Origin of the sequence: Luteimonas terrae, assembly GCF_004358165.1 — a bacterium.
GTDB lineage: Bacteria > Pseudomonadota > Gammaproteobacteria > Xanthomonadales > Xanthomonadaceae > Luteimonas > Luteimonas terrae.
Genome location: NZ_SMTG01000002.1, coordinates 772130 through 790842, shown reverse-complemented (window position 1 = coordinate 790842; position 18713 = coordinate 772130). Strand labels below are relative to the sequence as shown.

Sequence of the window (18713 nt, the reverse complement as noted above, 5' to 3'; positions counted from 1 at the left end):
GGATGGGGACGGGCGACAGTCGTCGCGCTCCACCTGCCGACGGCGCGGTTCCAGAACGCAGTGCAATCCGCGTGCACCTGCGCGGTGCCATAAAAAAGAACGCCCAGGAGGTCCCGGGCGTTCCGATGACGCATGACGCAGTGATCAGCCGGCGTTCGCCTTCGACTTGGCCAGCTTGAGCCAGGTGTCGACGACCGTGTCGGGATTGAGCGACACCGACTCGATGCCTTCTTCCATCAGCCACTGGGCGAGGTCCGGGTGGTCGCTCGGGCCCTGACCGCAGATGCCGACGTACTTGCCCTTGGCGCGGGCGGCCTTGATGGCCATCGACAACAGCTTCTTGACCGCCGGGTCGCGCTCGTCGAACAGGTGCGCGACGATCGACGAGTCGCGGTCCAGACCGAGCGACAGCTGGGTGAGATCGTTCGAGCCGATCGAGAAGCCGTCGAAGATGTCGAGGAACTCGTCGGCCATCAGTGCGTTCGACGGCACTTCGCACATCATGATGATCTTCAAGCCGTCCTGGCCCTGCCTGAGACCGTTCTGCTCCAGCACCTCGACGACCTTGCGGCCTTCATCGAGCGTGCGCACGAACGGAATCATCACCCAGAGGTTCTCCAGGCCCATCTCGTTGCGGACCTTGAGCACGGCCTTGCACTCGAGCGCGAACGCATCGGTGAAGCTCGGATCGACGTAACGGCTGGCACCGCGGAAGCCGATCATCGGATTCTCTTCGTGCGGTTCGAAGTGCTTGCCGCCGATCAGGTTCGCGTACTCGTTGGACTTGAAGTCCGACAGGCGCACGATCACCGGGTTCGGCGCCACCGACGCGGTCAGCGTGGCGATGCCTTCGGCCAGGCGGTTGACGTAGAAGTCGACCGGATTGCCGTAACCGACGATCTTCTCGTCGATCTTCTTCTTCGTCTCGGCGTCCTGCTTCTCGTACTGCAGCAGCGCGTTCGGGTGGATGCCGATGTGCGCGGCGATAATCATTTCCAGACGCGCCAGGCCGATGCCGGCGTTGGGCAGCTGGCCGAAGTCGAACGCGCGCTCGGGGTTGGCGACGTTCATCATGATCTTCAGCGGCGCCTCGGGCATCGAGGTCAGATCGGTGGTGATGCGCTCGAAGGGCAGGATGCCGCTGTAGATGAAGCCGGTGTCGCCCTCGGAACAGCTGATCGTGACTTCCTGGCCGTCCTCGATCGTGTCCAGCGCATTGCCGGTGCCGACGACGGCCGGCACGCCCAGCTCACGCGCGATGATCGCCGCGTGGCAGGTGCGGCCGCCGCGGTTGGTGACGATGGCGGCGGCGCGCTTCATCACCGGCTCCCAGTCGGGATCGGTCATGTCGGCGACCAGCACGTCGCCGGGCTGCACGCGGCTCATGTCGTCGAGCGAACGCACCACGCGCGCCACGCCGGCGCCGATCTTCTGGCCGATCGCGCGACCTTCGCAGATCACATCGCCGCGCTTCTCCAGCGAGAAACGCTCGATCTGGGTGTTCTTGGCGCGCGACTTCACCGTCTCCGGGCGCGCCTGCACGATGAAGAGCTTGCCGCTGGCGCCGTCCTTCGCCCACTCGATGTCCATCGGGCGCTTGTAGTGCTCCTCGATGATCAGCGCCTGGCGCGAGAGCTCGTGCACGTCTTCATCGGTGATGGAGAACGCATTGCGCAACTCGACCGGCGTGTCCTCGACCTTGACGCGCTCGCCCGGCACGTCCGAATAGACCATGCGCAGCTGCTTGCTGCCGATGCCGCGACGCAGGATCGCCGGCTTGCCGGCCTTGAGCGTGGGCTTGTAGACGTAGAACTCGTCCGGGTTCACCGCGCCCTGCACGACCATCTCGCCCAGGCCCAGGCTCGAGGTCACGAAGACCACGTCGCGGAAACCGGATTCGGTGTCGAGGGTGAACAGCACGCCGGAGGCGCCGATGTCCGAACGCACCATCAGCTGCACGCCCGACGACAGGAACACGTCCTCGTGCTTGAAGCCGTGATGCACGCGGTAGGCGATCGCGCGGTCGTTGTAGAGCGACGCGAAGACTTCCTTGACCTTGTGCAGGACGTCGTCGGCGCCGGTGACGTTGAGGAAGGTCTCCTGCTGGCCCGCGAACGACGCGTCGGGCAGATCCTCGGCGGTCGCCGACGAACGCACCGCGACGGCGATCTCGCCGCCACCATTCTCGGCCGCCAGCTTTTCGTAAGCGGCGCGGATGTCGGCATCCAGATCGGGCTGCAGCGGAGCGTCGATGACCCAGCCACGGATCTCCTTGCCGGCTGCGGTCAGTGCGGCGACGTCCTCGACGTCCAGCGGCGCCAGGCGGTCGAAGATGCGCTGGTGCAGATCGTTGTGGGCGATGAAGGCCTTGAACGCGTCGGCCGTCGTGGCGAAACCACCGGGCACCGAAACGCCGAGCTTGGCGAGGTTGCCGATCATCTCGCCGAGGGACGAGTTCTTGCCGCCGACCTGCGCAAGGTCGGACAGGCGCAGGTCATGCAGCCACAGGATGTTGCTCAAGGGGAGACTCCGTGTCGCGGATAACGAGAGTGAGACCGGGCAGGCCCGGCGCGGAACCGCTATTTTAGCCACCCCGGGCGCGAAGACGCTCGTGAACGATCCGGTGTCGCGATGTCCAGCCCCCGTCCCGTGTTCTATGTCTCCGATGGCACCGGTATCACCGCCGAGACCATCGGACACAGCCTGCTGACCCAGTTCACCGGCACGCAGTTCAGCACCAACCGCATTCCCTTCGTCGATTCGCTCGAACGCGCCGCCGAGGTCGCCACCCTGATCCGCGCACGCGGCGAGGCCATGGGCGTGCGCCCGATCGTCGTCAGTTCCTGCGTCGATCCGGCACTGGCGATGGTGCTGGGCGAGAGCGGGGCGCTGGTGCTCGACGTCTTCGCACCGTTCATCGAGCCGCTGGAGCGTGAGCTGCTGGAAACCCGCGAGTCGCGCGTGGGCCGCGCGCACGGCATGGTCGATTTCGAGACCTACCACCGGCGCATCAACGCGATGAACTTCGCGCTGAGTCACGACGACGGCATGGCGACGAACTACGACGAGGCGGATGTGGTGCTGGTGGCCGTGTCGCGCGCCGGCAAAACGCCCACCTGCGTGTATCTGGCGCTCCACCACGGCGTGCGCGCGGCGAACTATCCGCTGACCGAGGAAGACCTCGAGCACGACCGCCTGCCACCGCGCCTGCGCGCGCATCGCAACAAGCTGTTCGGCCTGACCATCGACCCGGTGCGTCTGGCGCAGATCCGCCAGGAGCGCCGGCCCAACTCGCGCTACGCGCAGCTGGAGACCTGCAGGCGCGAAGTCACCGCCGCCGAAGCGCTGTTCCGGGCCGAGCGTCTTCCGTCACTGAGCACCACGCACACCTCGATCGAGGAGATCTCCAGCAAGGTCATGTCGACGCTGGGCATCGAGCGGGTGATGTACTGAGGGCCTGCGGCTAGCGTTCTTTTCGGCTAGGCGGGGCAGGGCCGGGCCGGCCGCCCAGGATCGGTTGCCTGCAACAGGCAATTGCCGATTCCAGCCCCATGCGACTTGCCACAGATGGGGGCGTGGACCCGCGATCCCCATCCCCGGACCGCGTGGTGTCTGCTGCCCGATTCATCGCCGCGGATGTAGCATCGGTCCATGCAGAAAGTCCTGACCCGCCATGCCAGACCTCCCACACTGGGCCGCTTCGGCTGGCTGATGGCGCTGTATGCGGAAAACCACGAACGCGCGGTACGCATATTTGATCCGGCGAGCCTCGCGCCCGGTCGATACCGTTCCGACGTGCCGGGCACCTTGCCGGTGTTGCTGGACGTGATCGCGCAGCACCCGTACACGACCGAGTTGCGTCTGAGCTACGCGATGCTCGATCCGGTGACCGGCGAACCGGACCCGTCCGCGCATCTGCGTCTGTACCGCGATGCGGGCCAGGTCGAAGCGACGCATTGCTATGTCGGACGCCGCTGGCAGGACGTCATCGGCATGTTTCCGCCGCCGGTCGAGGTCGTCGATCACCGCCTGCGCATGAACACGTTTCTGGGCAAGTGGCTGCAATATCTCGAAGACCAGAAACACGGGCTTGCATCTTTGCGTCCAAATCCGGAAGATGCGCGCCTCGATTGCAGCGAGGCCGGCGCCACCGGCTGAGACGTCCTCACCGACGGCACGATGCGAACGGCGGGAATGCGAAATTCCTTGTTGACGTTTCTGAAACGCAACACTAGAATTCGCGCTCCCAAACGTGGGGCCATAGCTCAGCTGGGAGAGCGCCTGCATGGCATGCAGGAGGTCGGCGGTTCGATCCCGCCTGGCTCCACCAAAATTTGTCCGGTGGTCGTTTACGGCCTGACCATCGGGATGACGCAAGACGGTTTTCAGCGTCCCCATCGTCTAGAGGCCTAGGACACCACCCTTTCACGGTGGACACCGGGGTTCGAATCCCCGTGGGGACGCCACTTTACAAACAGACGGGCAGCTCGCGAGAGCTGCCCGTTCTGCTTTCGTCCGGTCGAAAAAGTCTGTGGATGCGAGGCGAGGGCGGGGCATCGGATCCGGCCTCTCACGTCTTGCGCTGACCGCACGTGTTCAATGCCGTGGTGTCCGGGCGAAGATGCGCTGGACGGTGCCGGTTCCAGAGCACAGGGGTCAATCCGCGTGATTGCACGCGTCGCGTGCTGCCGCCGGACTGCGCAATACAAGTCCACGGTCGACGGATCCGGATCATCCGCTAGACGAGCGTGGGATCGCAGCGTTCACCATCCGATGACCATGCGTTTCCCCGTTTCGAGATGACCACGCCTTCGCGACTGCCGCCTGCGATGGGCTGGCAGCGCTCATCCGATTCCAGGCGTCGTTGCATGCCCGGGCCCACTGCGGGCTCGGGCGTCCGATTGCGGTACTCGTAGATCACGCGTTGCACGGGCGGGCCTTGAACCTGTGCCGCACGCAATTGCGCCGCATGATCGTTCGCCGTCACTCTGCTGGACAGGAACCACGCAGCGTTCGTCAGCGCCAGGAGACCTGCGAGGATGTAGGTCCACGCCTGATACGCGTTGCTCTGATGCTTCCTTGCTGCCACCGATCTCTCCTTGCCGGTTCTGGTTGCGTTCGAGGGAAGGCAAACGCTTTCCACGTGCGACTAGCCTCATCATTGGATACGTCGCCGATGACCTGCGTGCCGATGTACATGCCGCGTCCTCGATCTTACGGGACCTCTCGAAATTTACATAATGTACATTATGCGAAGTCGTGATTTCATAGCACTGCCGCCCCCGTGCGGCTCTGGGTTGTCCAGCGGCTGCAACCGCTGGCAGTAATTGCCCGGATGTTGGTGCGAAAAGCCGGTCGGCAGAAAGCGGACATGCCTACTGCTGACCGGCCCCTAGCGCGGGTCCGACCGCTAGGAAGAAGCGGCGCATCCATGCGCCATAACCGCAGGGGCGCAGCCCCTGCACCCCAATCCTGACGCTTGACGAAATAGCCAGGTCGAACGGTCATTCCGGGCCACCTGTTGAACGCGATTGGGTGTCGCCGTCGAAGTCGATGCCGGGTCGCCCGCCTCGCGGCTGGCGCCCGGCAACGGCATCGGCGGCAGCGCCACGGACGCGGTGTCCATGCCCGCCGCGGCGAGCAACGATCGACAGTTCGGTGTGGAAATAATCAGCGAAAGCTTGAAGAGAACGCCGCGCATCGGCATAAGCAATGCGATCTTCAAGGGTCGGAGATTTGTTGTCGGCATGCACGCTATCGAGTGCGTCGACAACCTCAAGGGCCCGGAGGTAAGCAGCCCGGAGATACTCAGGGTTCGACTGCCGACGCCTCATCGCGGCTCTCCCGTCAGGTCCACTCCGGATGGCAAACCTTCGCCTTTTTGCCACTCATGCAAGGGCATGACTCGTTCCGACCAACCCGCCTTTGCAAGACGGGTTCGGCTTTTCGATGTGGCATTGCCGACTGCGCCTTTGTGGCTCGCGGGAGAGATGGCTTGGGTACGTTCTTCTCGAACTGCTCCACACCCTTCATCGCGTACGGCAGGTAATTCCGGATTGCCAGCAGGCATGCCGCATTGAGCGACACGCCCACGCTGTCCGCGTAAATCTGCAGCTGCTGTTTCAACTCGGGCGGAAGCCGGAGGTTGAGCTTGTGTATCTCTGGCTTGGGTGCGTTCATGGCCCCATTCTGGCCCCATAAATGGGCCAGTGCAATAGGAAGAATTCAAGCTAAACCACTGAACCGGAAAGGCGGTCAGAGAGCGCGGACCACTTGTTGAAGAATAGACAAGCCCAATGGGGCCAGCGGCCGTCGCGAGACCGTCGCTTCGCTCCGTTACCGCTCCGGCCTCGACCCCAGCGGCAGTCAGTTCGGCGATACGTGCACGCAGCTTCTGGACCTCTTTAGCCAGGTCAGCAGAGAGGTGAGCACGCGCGACGAGAAGGCCCAACCACTGGCCCTCATGAGGCCCAATAGCGCGCCCCTCAGGAGTCCAGAGCATGCCTCGGGAGATCTTCCATTCGGACCAAGCAGGGTCAATCAAATCGCCATGGCGAAGCACACGAAGAAGCTTGAAAGCCGAATAGGGAACGCGGGTTTTGCCGGTCTCCCAATGGCCTACGGTGCGAAGTCCGACGCAGAGAAATTCGGCGACCTCTTCGCGGGTGAAGCCACCGAACACACGCGCATCTCGGAATTGCTCAGCGGTAATGAGGGGCCGAACCGCCCTCTTCTTCAAGCCCTTGTTTTTCAAAGGCTTTTTGTACATTATGCGAAATTCTGGATGTCGTAATGTGGCCATCTGTGTCCTCCCATATCTCCGAAATGCTTCTGCATAAGGCCTGCCATCATCCGCTCCTGGAACGACTCGACATCCAGCCGATCATCCAGTCGCCCATGGCGGGTGTTTCCACGCCAGCGCTTGCGGCCGCGGTGTCGAACGCCGGCGGCCTGGGTTCGATTGCGATCGGCGCCAGCGATGTCGCAGCGGCGGGCCGCATGATCGAGCAGACCCGTGCGCTGACGGGGCGACCGTTCAACGTCAACGTGTTCGCGCATGCACCCGCTGTACGTGATGCCGCCCGCGAAGCCGCGTGGATCGAACGGCTCCGCCCGCTGTTCGAGGCATTCGGAACCGCACCGCCCGAGGCGCTCCACGAGATCTATCCGAGCTTTCTGGCCGACGAAACCGTGCTGTCGCTGCTGCTCGACGCGCGTCCGGCGGTCGTCAGCTTCCATTTCGGCGTGCCGCCGCGCAGCTGGGTGGACCGGTTGCGCGATGCCGGCATCCTGACGCTCGCGACGGCGACGTCGACCGGCGAAGCAGACCGCATCGCGGGAGCGGACATCGACGCGATCGTCGCCCAAGGCATCGAAGCTGGCGGACACCGCGGCATGTTCGACCCGCACTCGCCCGATGCGCAGCTGGGCACCGCCGTCCTGGTGCGGCTTCTGTGCGCGCATTCGCCGCTGCCGGTGATCGCGGCCGGCGGCATCATGGACGGTCAGGGCATCCGCGCAGCGCTCGGCCTGGGTGCGTGTGCCGCGCAGCTCGGCACGGCGTTCGTGCTGTGTCCCGAATCGGCCGCAGGGCCGGAGTACCGGGCCGCCCTGGCCAGCGAGCGCAGCCGGACCACGCGACTGACGCGCGTGCTGTCGGGACGACCCGCGCGCGGGCTGGTCAACCGGCTGATGGCACAGTTCGATGCGTCCGACAGTGCGGCCGCGCCCGACTATCCGGTCGCCTACGATGCAGCCAAACAGCTGCATACGGCGGCGGCGCGCCACGGCGTGTCCGACTTCGCGGCGCAATGGGCCGGACAAGGCGCACCGCTGGCGCGCGCACTGCCCGCTGCGGATCTGGTCGCGGTGCTGCTCGAGGAAATGCGCGGCGCGCCCTGAGCCCTCGAGCGTCCCGTCGCGCACCAGATCGATGCGACTGCGCGATGGACTTGAACACCCTGCCCCAAGTTCGTGATCTCGCGTCAGCCGGCAGGACCCCGCGTGTGATTGCAGTGCTCGGAGCGCAGCCGCGCGTCGCCGGCCAGCGACTCGATGTTGCGATGGCGGCGATTGCCGTTCGTGACCGCTCTCGCAATGTCGCAGGCCGCGTCGGATTTGTAGCTGCCGTCGCTGTTCTGCGGGCGCCCATAGCTGCGCGACAGACCTGGATCACGCGACGTCGTGCTCGGCACGAAGTTCCGGACCACGCGGCCGTCGATCTCGATCTCGCGATTGGTGTCGTAGACGCGGTCGATCCGGTCGCGGTCGCTGCAGCGCTCGGACTGGTAGGTCACAGCGCCCTGCCAGTTGACACGTTTATAGACGTGCTGGGCCGCCGCCGGGGCGGACCAAACGGCCGCGGCCGCCAGCAGCACGAGCTGCTTCGCTTTCGATTCCATTCGATGACGCTCCATCCCCTGTGCGTCGAAGTCTACGTCGCGGATCTGGTGTGTCGAGACGTGTGGTGCGACCCCTTCCAGAACCGGAACGGACGCCACAATGTCCCAATTGCGACAGCTGCTGTCGTGATCGCGCAGGACGGACCTGCCCGATCGGCCTAGCCTGCACGTCCCCACACTGCCTGCGGTCGCGGTGACGCTGTACGCCGCTGCTCCTTTCGATGTCGCACTCCCCTGCTCCGCCCCTCCCCGCTACCGACACGCCCACCGCTCCCCAGGGCTTCGCGATCCGCGTCGTCGGCGCGGCGGCGTTCGCGCATCTGCTCAACGATCTGATCCAGGCGATGCTGCCGGCGATCTTCCCGATGCTGAAGGCCGATTTCGAACTGAGTTTCGGCCAGATCGGTCTGATCGCACTGGTCTACCAGATCACCGCCTCGCTGCTGCAGCCCTGGATCGGGCTGTACACCGACAAGCATCCGATGCCCTATCTGCTGCCGGCCGGCATGGCCGTGACTTTCGCCGGCATCGCGACGCTGGCGCTGTCGCACAGCTATCCGATGCTGCTGGTGTCGGCGGCCATCGTCGGTGTCGGCTCGGCGACCTTCCATCCCGAAGCCTCGCGCGTGGCGCGCATGGGCTCGGGCGGCCGTTTCGGCACCGCGCAGTCGACGTTCCAGGTGGGCGGCAACACCGGCTCGGCGATCGGGCCGCTGCTGGCGGCCGCGATCGTGATTCCGTACGGCCAGCCGGCGATCGGCTGGTTCCTGCTGGTCGCGGCGCTGGCGATCTTCGTGCTGTTGCGGCTGACGAAGTGGTCGGTGCAGCACGGTCAGGCGCGGCTCGCGAATCTTGCCGGGCGTCATGGCGCCGGTCTGCCGAAGGCGAAAGTCGTGCAGGCGATCGCGGTGGTGTCGGTGCTGATGTTCGCGAAGTTCGTCTACATCGCCTCGTTCACCAACTACTTCACGTTCTATCTGATCCAGCGGTTCGGCGTGAGCGTGCAGCAGAGCCAGGTGCACCTCTTCGCCTTCCTCGGCGCGATTGCGCTCGGCACCTTCATGGGCGGTCCGGTCGGCGATCGCATCGGCCGCAAGGCGGTGATCTGGATTTCCTTCCTCGGCGTCGCGCCGTTCGCGCTCGCCCTGCCCCACGTGGGCCTCGTCGCGACGACCGTGCTGTCGATCCTGATCGGCCTGGTGATGTCGTCGGCGTTCGCCGCGCTCGTCGTCTACGCGCAGGAAGCGGTGCCGGGCCGGGTGGGCATGGTGTCGGGGGTGATGTTCGGCCTGATGTTCGGCATCGGCGGCATCGGCGCGGCCGCGCTCGGCGAGCTGGCCGACGTGCGCGGCATCCTGTGGGTCTACCAGGTCACCGCGTTCCTGCCGCTGCTCGGTCTGGCCACCGCGCTGTTGCCGCGCACCAGTGGCGGGAAGATGTAGGTCTTCGATCGCGCGCGCGTCGATCTTCGAGCGCGCACGCCATGCAGCCTTCGGATGGTGGAGCGCAGCGAGAATCCATTTCCCGTGCGCGGCAATGACCGGTTTGGCCGTGCTCTACTCACCCTGCGAAGCCGAATGTCCGGGACCGGCCTACCGGAAGAATTCGGTCGGCGTCTGTCCGAAGCGCCGTTTGAACATCGCAGTGAACGCGCTGGGACTTTCGTAGCCCAGCGACAGCGCGACATCGATGACCTTGCCGCCGACCGCCAGCTGCTCGAGCGCGCGCAGCAGACGGGTCTGCTGCCGCCAGCGCCCGAATGTCATGCCGAGTTCGCGCGCGCACAGACGCTGCACCGTGCGCGCATCGACTCCCAGGCGGGCGGCCCAGTCCTGCAGCGACATGCCGTCATCGGGCCGTTTGTCCCAGTAGCGCTCGATCGCGCGCAGACGCGGATCGTCCGGTTCGGGCAGATGCAGCGGCAGCGCCGGCAGCGTCGAGAGTTCGTCGAGGATCAGCTGCATCAGTCGACCGTCGCGCGACTCGCGGGCATACGGCGCCTGTACCGTCGATGCGGCCTGCAGCAATGCTGCCAGCAGCGGCGTGACCGACACTGCCGACGCGGTTGCCGGCGCATCGGCGATCGCCTCCGGGAGGATGTAGACGCTGCGCATCTGCACCGCACCGATGCAGCTGACCTGATGGGCGATGCCCATCGGCATCCAGATCGCGCGCGTGCTCGGCACGACCCAGCGCCCGGCCCCTGCCCGCACGACGAACACGCCGGACGCGGCGTAGACCAGCTGGTGCCGGTCCGGATGCCGGTGCAACGGAATCACGTGGTCGGGGGCGTAGTCGCGGGCCTGGCAATAGACCGGCGTCTCGGGGCCGGCAGGCAGCGGCACGTCGTGTCCGGCGGGTACGGGCGTGTCCGGTTTGCGACGGGGCATGCCGACATCATGCAATCCGGGCAGGCCGGACACCAGTGACTTGCCGACGTTGCCGGCAGGAATCAGATCGGCTCGGCGGCGATCACGTAGTCGTGTCCATGGCGCAGACCGCCGTGTTCGGCGATGTGCATGTGCGCGTGCATGCGCAACGCATCGACGTGCGTCTGCAGCGACGCGGCCAGGGCGCGATCGTCGAGACGTTCGAGCACGCGCGTGCACATGTCGAGCTGGCCGTCGACGAAGCGCGTGCCGAAGCGGATCGGCACCTGTTCTGCATGCAGCACGCGGAAGCCGGCGCGTTCGATCTGGCGCAGCGTCCACGGCGCCGGATACTCGCGATACGGCCGGTCGCCCGCCAGCAGCAGGCAGGCGTCGCGCAGGCGACCGATCCGCGTGACCAGGCTGCCGGCGGCATCGAGCGTATCGGGCAGCTGCGGCACATAGGGTTCCAGACCGACGACGTACAACCGCCCACCGGGCGCGACCAGTCCGTGCAGGCGTTCGAACAGGCGGTCCTGCCAGTACGGTGCGAAGCCCTCGATCGCGCCGAGCAGATAGTCGGCGAGCACGGTGTCGTAGCGTTCGCCGGCCAGCAGGTCCGGGTCGGTCCAGTTGCCGACGACCAGCCGGTCCGCGTCACGCGTGCGGGTGCCCAGTTCGGTCTCGACCTGACGCGCCATCGAAGCGGCGCCGGTCACGGCGGTCCAGCGTTCGGTCTCCAGCGACAGCAGCCAGCGCATCGAGTTGCGACCGGTGCCGGCGTCGAGCATGGCGCCCCAGGGGCGATCGCCCTGCAGATCGGCGATCCGTTGAAACAGCGACATCGGGCCCTGCGCGTGCGAATCCGGGACGCGAAAGTTACAACATAACAATCACCGCACCAAGCACCCGCCGCTTCAATGGAAATCGCGCGAGGGCAGCTGCATGCCGCCGAGCATCCCGCTGAGGTCTTCCAGATCGCCGGCGATCAGATGCGCCACGCCGTCGACGCGCTCCCAGCGGCCGCGCACCGCCATCAGCCGCGATTCCAGCAGCGCACGGCGGCGCCGCAACGCCAGATGCGGCCAGACGATGACGTTGATCATTCCGGTCTCGTCCTCCAGCGTGACGAAGATCGTGCCCTTGGCCGTTGCGGGGCGCTGCCGCTGCGTGACCAGCCCGGCGACATGCACGCCGCTGCCGTGGCGCCGCTGCTGCAGGTCCTGCAGGCCGATGATCCGCCGCTCGCGCATGCGCGGCCGCAGCAGCGACATCGGATGCGGTCCCAGCGTCAGGCCGGTACTGCGGTAGTCGGACAGGATCTCCTCCCCTGCCCGCGGCATCGGCAGTTCGATCGCATCCTCGTCCGGACTGCCCGGCAGCAGGGGCCGCTGCCGCTCGATGCCGGCCATCGCCCAGCGCGCCGCATTGCGATGCCCGGCCAGCGATGCCAGCGCGCCAGCTTCGGCGAGCACGCTGCGGGCCTTCTCGTCGAGTCCGGCCCGCAGACACAGGTCCTGGATGCTGGCGAAGGGACGCTGCGCGCGCGCGGCGACGATCGCCTCGGCGCAGTCCTTCGACAACCCGGCGATCAGGCGCAGGCCCAGGCGAATGTCGGGCTGCCTGCCCGGCGCGTCACCGCTGCGCCAGGGCACGCCGCCGACCAGCGTGCAGTCGCGGTCGCTGTGCATGACGTCGATCGGCAGCACCGTCACCGCATCGCGATGCAGGCTGCCGCGGCGCGCGTCCTGTACGATCTGGCTCGGCGAATAGAAGCCCATCGGCTGCGCGTTGAGCAGCCCGCAGGCGAAGGCCGCCGGTTCGTGGCGCTTGAGCCAGCAGCTGGCGTAGACGAGTTTGGCGAACGAGGCCGCGTGGCTCTGCGGAAAGCCGTAGGAGCCGAAGCCCTTGATCTGCTCGAAGATCTGTTCGATGAACTCCGGCGCGTAGTCCTTCTCTTCCATCAGCTTGCGGATGCGCGCGCGATGCGGCTCCATGTCGCCGCCGCGCCGCCAGGCGGCCATCGAGCGACGCAGGCCGTCGGCCTCGTCGGCGCTGTAGCCGGCGTGGATCACCAGCTCCATCACCTGTTCCTGGAACAGCGGCACGCCCAGTGTCGGGCCGAGAATCTCGCGCACGCCTTCGGACGGATACGTGACCGCTTCGTAGCCCTGCCGGCGCCGCAGGTAGGGATGCACCATGTCGCCCTGGATCGGGCCCGGCCGCACGATCGCGACCTCGACCACGAGGTCGTAGAACTCTCTGGGCTTGAGCCGCGGCAGCATCGCCATCTGCGCGCGCGATTCGATCTGGAACACGCCGACGGTATCGGCGATCTGGATCATCTCGTAGGTCTGCGCGTCCTCACGCGGCAGGGTCGCGATCTCGAACCGGCGCCCGCGATGGCCACGCACCAGATCGAGCGTCTTGCGGATGCAGGTCAGCATGCCCAGCGCGAGGCAGTCGACCTTGAGCAGCTTCATCGATTCCAGATCGTCCTTGTCCCACTGGATGATCGTGCGGTCGTCCATCGCCGCGTTCTCGATCGGCACCAGATGCGACAGCGGTTCGTTGGAGATCACGAAGCCGCCCACGTGCTGCGAGAGATGCCGCGGGTGGTCGCGCAGCATCTCGGTGACGACGAGGATCCGGCCGATCAGGGGATTGTCGAGATCGAAGCCGGCCTCGGTGATGCGCTGCTCCATCGGCGTGCCGCCATTGCCCCAGCCGTAGCAGCTGGCCAGCAGCGCGATCTGGTCGGGCGGCAGACCGAAGGCCTTGGCGACGTCGCGCACCGCGCTCTTGCCGCGATAGGCGATGACGGTCGCGGCCAGCGCGGCGCGTTCGCGGCCGTACTTGGCGTAGACGTACTGGATGACTTCCTCGCGCCGTTCGTGTTCGAAATCGACGTCGATGTCCGGCGGTTCGTTGCGGTTCTCCGACAGGAAGCGCGCCATCAGCAGGCGGGTGTCGTCGGGATTGACCGCAGTGATGCCGAGCGCGTAGCAGACCGCGGAATTGGCCGAGGACCCGCGGCCCTGGCACAGGATGCCCTCGCCCCGCGCGAAGCGGACGATGTCGGCGACGGTGAGGAAGAACGCCTCGTACTTGAGCTTGGCGATCAATGCCAGTTCGGTCTCGATCAGGTCACGCACCTTGGGCTGCGGACCGCCGGGCCAGCGCTCGCGGATGCCCGTTTCCGTCAGGGCACGCAGCCAGGTCGTCGGCGTGTGGCCCTCGGGCACCAGCTCGACCGGATAGTCGTAATGCAGTTCGCCCATCTCGAACGTGCAGCGCGCCGCGAGATCGACCGCCGCCTGCATCAGCGCAGCGCCGTAGATGTTGCCCAGCGCCCGGCGCGTACGCAGGTGCCGCTCGCCGTTGCGGAACAGGTGTGCGCCGCAGTCGGCGATCGGCGTGACGTGGCGGATCGCGGTCAGCGTGTCCTGCAGGATGCGCTCGCGTCGCGTGGCCATGTGCACGTCGCCGCTGGCCAGCGCCGGGATGTCGAGCGTGCGCGACAGTGACAGCAGCGTGGCCAGGCGTTCGGCATCGTCGCGCTCGCGGTGCAGTTCGACGGCCAGATGCGTGCGATCACCGAACACGCTGCGCAGCCAGGCGCCCGATTGCGCGTCGGGCGTTGCGCCGGGCAGCCACAGCGCGAAGACCCCGGGTGTTTTGCCGCGGAACATGGCCTCGACATCCGCACGCGACAGCCGGTACTGCCCCTTGGTGCCGGCACGCCGGCCGCGGGTGATCAATGCGCAGAGCTGGGTATAACCGGCGCGGCTTTCGACCAGCAGCACGAACCGCGTGTCGTCGAGCAGGCGGAACTCGCTGCCGACGATCAGCTTCAGGCCCGTCGCCCGGCTGGCGTCGTAGCCGCGCACGATGCCCGCCAGCGAACACTCGTCGGTGATCGCCAACGCGCCGTAACCGCAGTGCACGGCGCGCGCGAACAGCTGCTCCGCGCTGGATGCGCCGCGCAGGAACGAGAAATCCGACAGGCAATGCAGTTCGGCATACGGCGGCTGGTCGTCGTCGGCATCGTGGGAGACGTCATCGTTGGCGGCCGCGCGCATGCGCGTTGCCACGCGCACCGCACGCGGCACGTGCGCGCCCGGCGTGTCGCGGTCGACGCCGTCGATCGCATCGTCCCAGCTCATGCGAACCAGCCGTGCAGCATCCAGCCTTCATGGCGGCCCGGCGGCACGAAGGCCCAGCCGCGCTGGCCTGCGCGGGTCTCGACGACGTAGTAGTCGCGGCGCGCATCGTCGCCGTCCCACCAGCCGCTTTCCAGCCGTTCGGGGCCCGAGAGGATGCGCAGGCCGGTGTCCTGCAACGGCACCGGCTGCGGCAGCAGCCAGGCCGGACGCATCGGACGCGCAGGTGCGTCGGCGATCGTGCCGGTGTCCGCGCCGACCTGCCGGGTCCACGCATGTTCGGGCCGCGGATCGCCGGCCGGCACGACCCGGTAGACGGCCTCGTCGCCCAGCCGCGCGCGCAGGCGTTCGCGCAGATGCGGCCAGTCCAGCGCCTGCTGCGGACGCGTGTCGAACAGGTCGCGCGCAGCCGGTACGAACGGTGGCAGCTCGAAGGCCTGCAGACGCATCGCGACCACGGGTTTGTGTATCTCCGTGCGTTCGAGGCGGTTGCGCGCCAGTTCGAAGAGCATCGTCGCGGTACGTTCGGGCGCGAGCAGACCGACCTCGACATCGGTATGGCCGGCGTCATGTTCGAGTCGCACGACGAAGCGCTGCACGCCGCCGTCGCGCGCCGACAGATAGATGCACAGGTCGTTGATCAGACGCCGCAGCGGAAACAGCAGCGGCGGATGCGACTCGACTTCGTAGCCGAGCTCCACGCGCATGTCGAACCGGTCGGGCGGCGTGTAGCAGTCGACCGGATCGTCGGACTCGCCGTAGAGCCGGCGCAGGTGCGCCAGCACGTCGGCACCGAACCGCCGCTGCACCGACGCACCCGGCAGCGCACGCAGGGCACCGAGCGTGCGCACGCCCATGCGGTATAGACGTTCGCCGGCATCGTCGGGCAAGGCGGCGCGGCGCACCGGTACGCGATCGAGCAGGCTCGACAGTTCGTCCTGCGCCGTCACCGCGAAGCCGTCGCGCAGTCCCACCAGCACGCGGGCCGCGGTCGGCGATGGCGCCAGGGCGATGCGATGCCCGAATCCCATCGACCCGAGTTCGGCGCGCAAGGTGTGTTCGAACTGCGACCACGGCCCGAACAGCCGGAAGCTCGCCTGCACCTCCAGTACGATCGCCCGCGGCCATTGCCGGCTCACCAGCGAACTGTGCCGGTAGGCCCAGGCCGCGAGGAACCGGTGCTCGGCCGATTCGGCCAGGGGATCGTGTGCCTGCGTGCTCACGCCGGCGAGCAGGGCATGCGCCGCCGACAGACGCATGCCGGGCTTCAGGCCATGCGCCGCCGCAGCCGCGTTGACGCTGTGCAGGCGCCGCAGTTGCGCCGGTCCGTCGACCAGCGCGAACGGCGCGGCCTTCGCATCGGGCTGGCGACGGAGAACGGCGTCGAGCGCCAGTTGCGGCAGGAGAAGACAGGCCCAGAGCATGGCGGGATCATTCAGCTCGCCAGTCGCAAGGGCTGCGCCGGCACCTGTCCGCCGCGGCATTTGCGCACCTGCCAGGCCTGTGCCTCGGGCAGATACTCGATGCGCAGCGCGGCGGGCGAAGGATTGGCCGCATGGCGCCGGTCGCGCAATGCGAAGGCGTGACAGTCGCCGCTGTCGGCTGCGACCTGCAGACGGCGCATCAGGCGCGCATCGCCGGTGTCCGGCCAGCCCAGCACCGCCGCGCAGGCGCCGCTGCGCAGGCACTGCTCGAACGCCCACAGCGCATCGCCGGGCGCCGCGTCGACGATGTCCAGCACCTCCAGCCGCACACCCGCCGCCTGCCAGGCCGGCGCATAGGGAATGCATGGCGGTGCGACCAGCACCACGCGGCCGCCGGCAGCGGTGATGCGCGACAGCGCGGGGAACAGCAGCGAGATCTCGCCAACGCCATCGGACGGCAGCAGCAGCTCGGTCAGCGCCCGTGGCGGCCAGCCGCCACCCGGCAACGCCGCATCGAGCGCGGCATGTCCGGTCGGCTGGCCCGCATCCGCGCAGCGCGTGCCGCGACCGGCCGGCCACACCGTGCGTGCGGCCAGCAGCGCATCGAGCGATTGCGTGGCGGCGGCCATCTCAGCCCTGCCGCACCAGGCCGCAGTACAGGCCCTCGATCGCGAAGTCGGCATCGGCAGCGATCACGATGGGCGCATGTGCGGGATTGCGCGGCAGTAAGCGGATGCCGCCGTCGCGGTGTTCGAGCCGCTTGATGGTGATCGCATCGTCGAGGCGCGCGACCACGGTCTGGCCGTCTCGGGCATCACGGGCGCGGTGCACGCCGACCAGATCACCGTCGAGGATGCCGTCGTCGATCATCGAATCGCCCTCGACGCGCAGCAGGTAATCGGGGCGCAGCGAGAACAGGCCGCGATCCAGCCAGAGCGTCCGTTCGCTGCCGGTATCCGGCCCGATCGGCACACCCGCCGCCACCCGGCCGAGCACCGGCAATGCCGCCATGCGCTCGCCCTGCCCCGGCAGGCGCAGACCGCGTTTGCGGCCCGCCTTGAGTTCGACCAGTCCGGCACCGACCAGCGCCTGCACATGCTTGTGGGCCGCATTGCGCGAGGCGAAACCGAAGGCCTCGGCGATCTCGGCCAGACTCGGCGAGGCGCCTGCGGCGATGCGCTCGCGCAGGAAGGCGAGGACGGCGGCACGTTGGGGCGGCAGGTCGATCATGGGTGTACATTTGTACACCCTCGTGTGTGCAGATGCCATCACTTCGATCATGAGCCTGCAGGCGGTCCGGAACGGATCCAATCCGATGAAAGGCTTGCAGCCACTTCCTCAGAAAAGTTCTCACCCAGGCATATGACCGGCGCCTGTGACTCCGGTCGCTGGACCCGTCTGCAAGCCGGATCCGCAGCGCCGCGCCATCGGGTTTACCCCAGATGGTCCGCCTCCCATGGCGTCCCTAGCATCGGGAGCGGTCCGTCAGGACATCTTTCCGGAGGGCATCGTGGATCATCGACGCAAGGCGTTCCTGTCCCCTGCCCGCTGGGGCCGATCCACCTGGCAGGCGAGCGCCCTCGTACTGCTGGGTCTGCTGGTCGCGTCCAATGCGGCCTGGTTGCACGCCAGCCGCAGCGGCGCCGACAGCGCCGACAGCGCCGGGTTCGCGCGCGCGCCGGGGCATCTGCCATCGCCCGAACGTGTGATCTACGAATACCCCAGGCCCGTGGCCGCTGCCGCCGCCGAGCCGGTGCTGGTGACCTATCGCTCGACGCCGCTGGAAGCCGGCGAACGCTGCGCCGGCAACCAGGTCATCCGGCGTCTGCCGAACGGCTGGGAAGGTACCGGGCGTCCCTGCAATCCATGAGGTTCATTGCCGGCCGCGGTGATTGCAGACCGCCGACACGCGTTCGTTGAGTCGACGCAGGTCGTCGTAGCGCCGCTGGTTGCCGAGCTTCTGCAGTGCACTGTCGCGACTCGCACGGGCTGCCAGGCAGCGGGCGTGCTGGCTGTCGCGGCTGGCCGCCGGCCTGCGCGGTGCCGTGGCCGCCCGCTGCGACGCGGGCGTGGCCGTTCTGCGCGGTGCGCGAGGCTTCGGGACGGTCGCCGGCGTCGTGGATGGTGCATAGACGGGGATATCCCACGACTTCAGCGCCTCGCCTTGGGCGCAGGGTTGCGACTGGTAACTGTGTCCACCGCGGCTGTCGGCGCATTTGTGGACCGACTGCGCGGCGGCCGGCCAGGCCAGCATCAGCAATACAAACAGACAGATCCGCATCGGCGTTCCCTCCGTGGAAGAACCGCCTTCGACGCTGCGCCTGTCCCCTTCGACGCGCCATCGTGCAAGCGCGC

General features: G+C 67.3%; 17 protein-coding genes, 2 tRNA genes and 1 pseudogene. 7 read left to right on the top strand and 13 right to left on the bottom strand.

The window, feature by feature from the left end; all coding sequences use genetic code 11:
• Window positions 1-144: 144 nt before the first annotated feature.
• A complete protein-coding gene (gene ppsA / locus E2F49_RS03880; RefSeq protein ID WP_133392686.1) occupies window positions 145-2520 on the bottom strand; it encodes a phosphoenolpyruvate synthase in 2376 nt (791 codons plus the stop codon).
• A 111-nt stretch (window positions 2521-2631) separates the two neighbouring features.
• Between ppsA and ppsR the strand changes: the two genes are divergently transcribed.
• From ppsR to E2F49_RS03860, 4 genes are all read left to right on the top strand, one after another.
• On the top strand, window positions 2632-3453 hold the full coding sequence (gene ppsR, locus E2F49_RS03875; RefSeq protein WP_055248122.1) for a posphoenolpyruvate synthetase regulatory kinase/phosphorylase PpsR: 822 nt from the start codon (window positions 2632-2634) through the stop codon (window positions 3451-3453).
• 198 nt (window positions 3454-3651) lie between these two features.
• Complete coding sequence (locus E2F49_RS03870; protein WP_133392685.1) at window positions 3652-4158, top strand: DUF1249 domain-containing protein; 507 nt, start codon at window positions 3652-3654, stop codon at window positions 4156-4158.
• 96 nt (window positions 4159-4254) lie between these two features.
• Window positions 4255-4330 (top strand) — tRNA-Ala (locus tag E2F49_RS03865).
• Window positions 4331-4390: 60 nt separating this feature from the next.
• Window positions 4391-4466 (top strand) — tRNA-Glu (locus E2F49_RS03860).
• A gap of 272 nt (window positions 4467-4738) precedes the next feature.
• Here the strand turns inward: E2F49_RS03860 and E2F49_RS03855 are convergent.
• The 4 genes and pseudogenes from E2F49_RS03855 to E2F49_RS16780 all read right to left on the bottom strand — a co-directional run.
• Entirely contained in the window at window positions 4739-5089 is a 351-nt protein-coding gene (locus tag E2F49_RS03855; protein WP_133392684.1) for a hypothetical protein, read from the bottom strand.
• A 415-nt stretch (window positions 5090-5504) separates the two neighbouring features.
• Window positions 5505-5834 (bottom strand): hypothetical protein, encoded by a 330-nt coding sequence (locus tag E2F49_RS03850; RefSeq protein ID WP_133392683.1) that lies wholly within the window; start codon window positions 5832-5834, stop codon window positions 5505-5507.
• A 13-nt stretch (window positions 5835-5847) separates the two neighbouring features.
• A complete protein-coding gene (locus tag E2F49_RS03845) occupies window positions 5848-6180 on the bottom strand; it encodes a toxin-antitoxin system HicB family antitoxin (RefSeq protein WP_133392682.1) in 333 nt (110 codons plus the stop codon).
• Between the two features lie 277 nt (window positions 6181-6457).
• Window positions 6458-6769, bottom strand: a pseudogene (locus tag E2F49_RS16780) (VC1465 family Xer recombination activation factor); the annotation flags it as partial.
• A gap of 56 nt (window positions 6770-6825) precedes the next feature.
• On the opposite strand from E2F49_RS16780, the gene E2F49_RS03835 reads away from it, so the two are divergent.
• Window positions 6826-7902 carry an NAD(P)H-dependent flavin oxidoreductase gene (locus E2F49_RS03835; protein ID WP_133392680.1) on the top strand — a complete coding sequence of 359 codons (1077 nt, stop codon included), beginning with the start codon at window positions 6826-6828 and terminating at the stop codon, window positions 7900-7902.
• Window positions 7903-7985: 83 nt separating this feature from the next.
• Here E2F49_RS03835 and E2F49_RS03830 read toward each other — a convergent pair whose 3' ends face one another.
• Entirely contained in the window at window positions 7986-8501 is a 516-nt protein-coding gene (locus E2F49_RS03830; protein WP_133392679.1) for a hypothetical protein, read from the bottom strand.
• A gap of 122 nt (window positions 8502-8623) precedes the next feature.
• On the opposite strand from E2F49_RS03830, the gene E2F49_RS03825 reads away from it, so the two are divergent.
• A complete protein-coding gene (locus tag E2F49_RS03825; protein ID WP_133392678.1) occupies window positions 8624-9844 on the top strand; it encodes an MFS transporter in 1221 nt (406 codons plus the stop codon).
• A gap of 150 nt (window positions 9845-9994) precedes the next feature.
• On the opposite strand, the gene E2F49_RS03820 is transcribed toward E2F49_RS03825, so the two are convergent.
• From E2F49_RS03820 to lexA, 6 genes are all read right to left on the bottom strand, one after another.
• Window positions 9995-10792: an AraC family transcriptional regulator gene (locus E2F49_RS03820; RefSeq protein ID WP_133392677.1), complete on the bottom strand. Its 798-nt coding sequence runs from the start codon at window positions 10790-10792 to the stop codon at window positions 9995-9997.
• Window positions 10793-10854: 62 nt separating this feature from the next.
• The gene (locus E2F49_RS03815) at window positions 10855-11616 is read right to left on the bottom strand and encodes a class I SAM-dependent methyltransferase (RefSeq protein WP_133392676.1); all 762 of its coding nucleotides are present in this window, start codon (window positions 11614-11616) and stop codon (window positions 10855-10857) included.
• A gap of 72 nt (window positions 11617-11688) precedes the next feature.
• Entirely contained in the window at window positions 11689-14937 is a 3249-nt protein-coding gene (locus E2F49_RS03810) for an error-prone DNA polymerase (protein WP_165971112.1), read from the bottom strand.
• The gene (locus E2F49_RS03805; protein ID WP_133392675.1) at window positions 14934-16358 is read right to left on the bottom strand and encodes a Y-family DNA polymerase; all 1425 of its coding nucleotides are present in this window, start codon (window positions 16356-16358) and stop codon (window positions 14934-14936) included. Before E2F49_RS03805 ends, E2F49_RS03810 begins: the two co-directional genes overlap by 4 nt.
• 11 nt (window positions 16359-16369) lie before the next feature.
• Entirely contained in the window at window positions 16370-16987 is a 618-nt protein-coding gene (gene imuA / locus E2F49_RS03800) for a translesion DNA synthesis-associated protein ImuA (RefSeq protein ID WP_133392674.1), read from the bottom strand.
• 1 nt (window position 16988) lies between these two features.
• Window positions 16989-17588 carry a transcriptional repressor LexA gene (gene lexA, locus E2F49_RS03795; RefSeq protein WP_133392673.1) on the bottom strand — a complete coding sequence of 200 codons (600 nt, stop codon included), beginning with the start codon at window positions 17586-17588 and terminating at the stop codon, window positions 16989-16991.
• Window positions 17589-17868: 280 nt separating this feature from the next.
• Here lexA and E2F49_RS03790 point away from each other — a divergent pair, with 280 nt between their 5' ends.
• Window positions 17869-18228: a hypothetical protein gene (locus E2F49_RS03790; RefSeq protein ID WP_133392672.1), complete on the top strand. Its 360-nt coding sequence runs from the start codon at window positions 17869-17871 to the stop codon at window positions 18226-18228.
• A gap of 3 nt (window positions 18229-18231) precedes the next feature.
• On the opposite strand, the gene E2F49_RS03785 is transcribed toward E2F49_RS03790, so the two are convergent.
• Window positions 18232-18639: a hypothetical protein gene (locus tag E2F49_RS03785; RefSeq protein ID WP_133392671.1), complete on the bottom strand. Its 408-nt coding sequence runs from the start codon at window positions 18637-18639 to the stop codon at window positions 18232-18234.
• Window positions 18640-18713 lie beyond the last annotated feature (74 nt).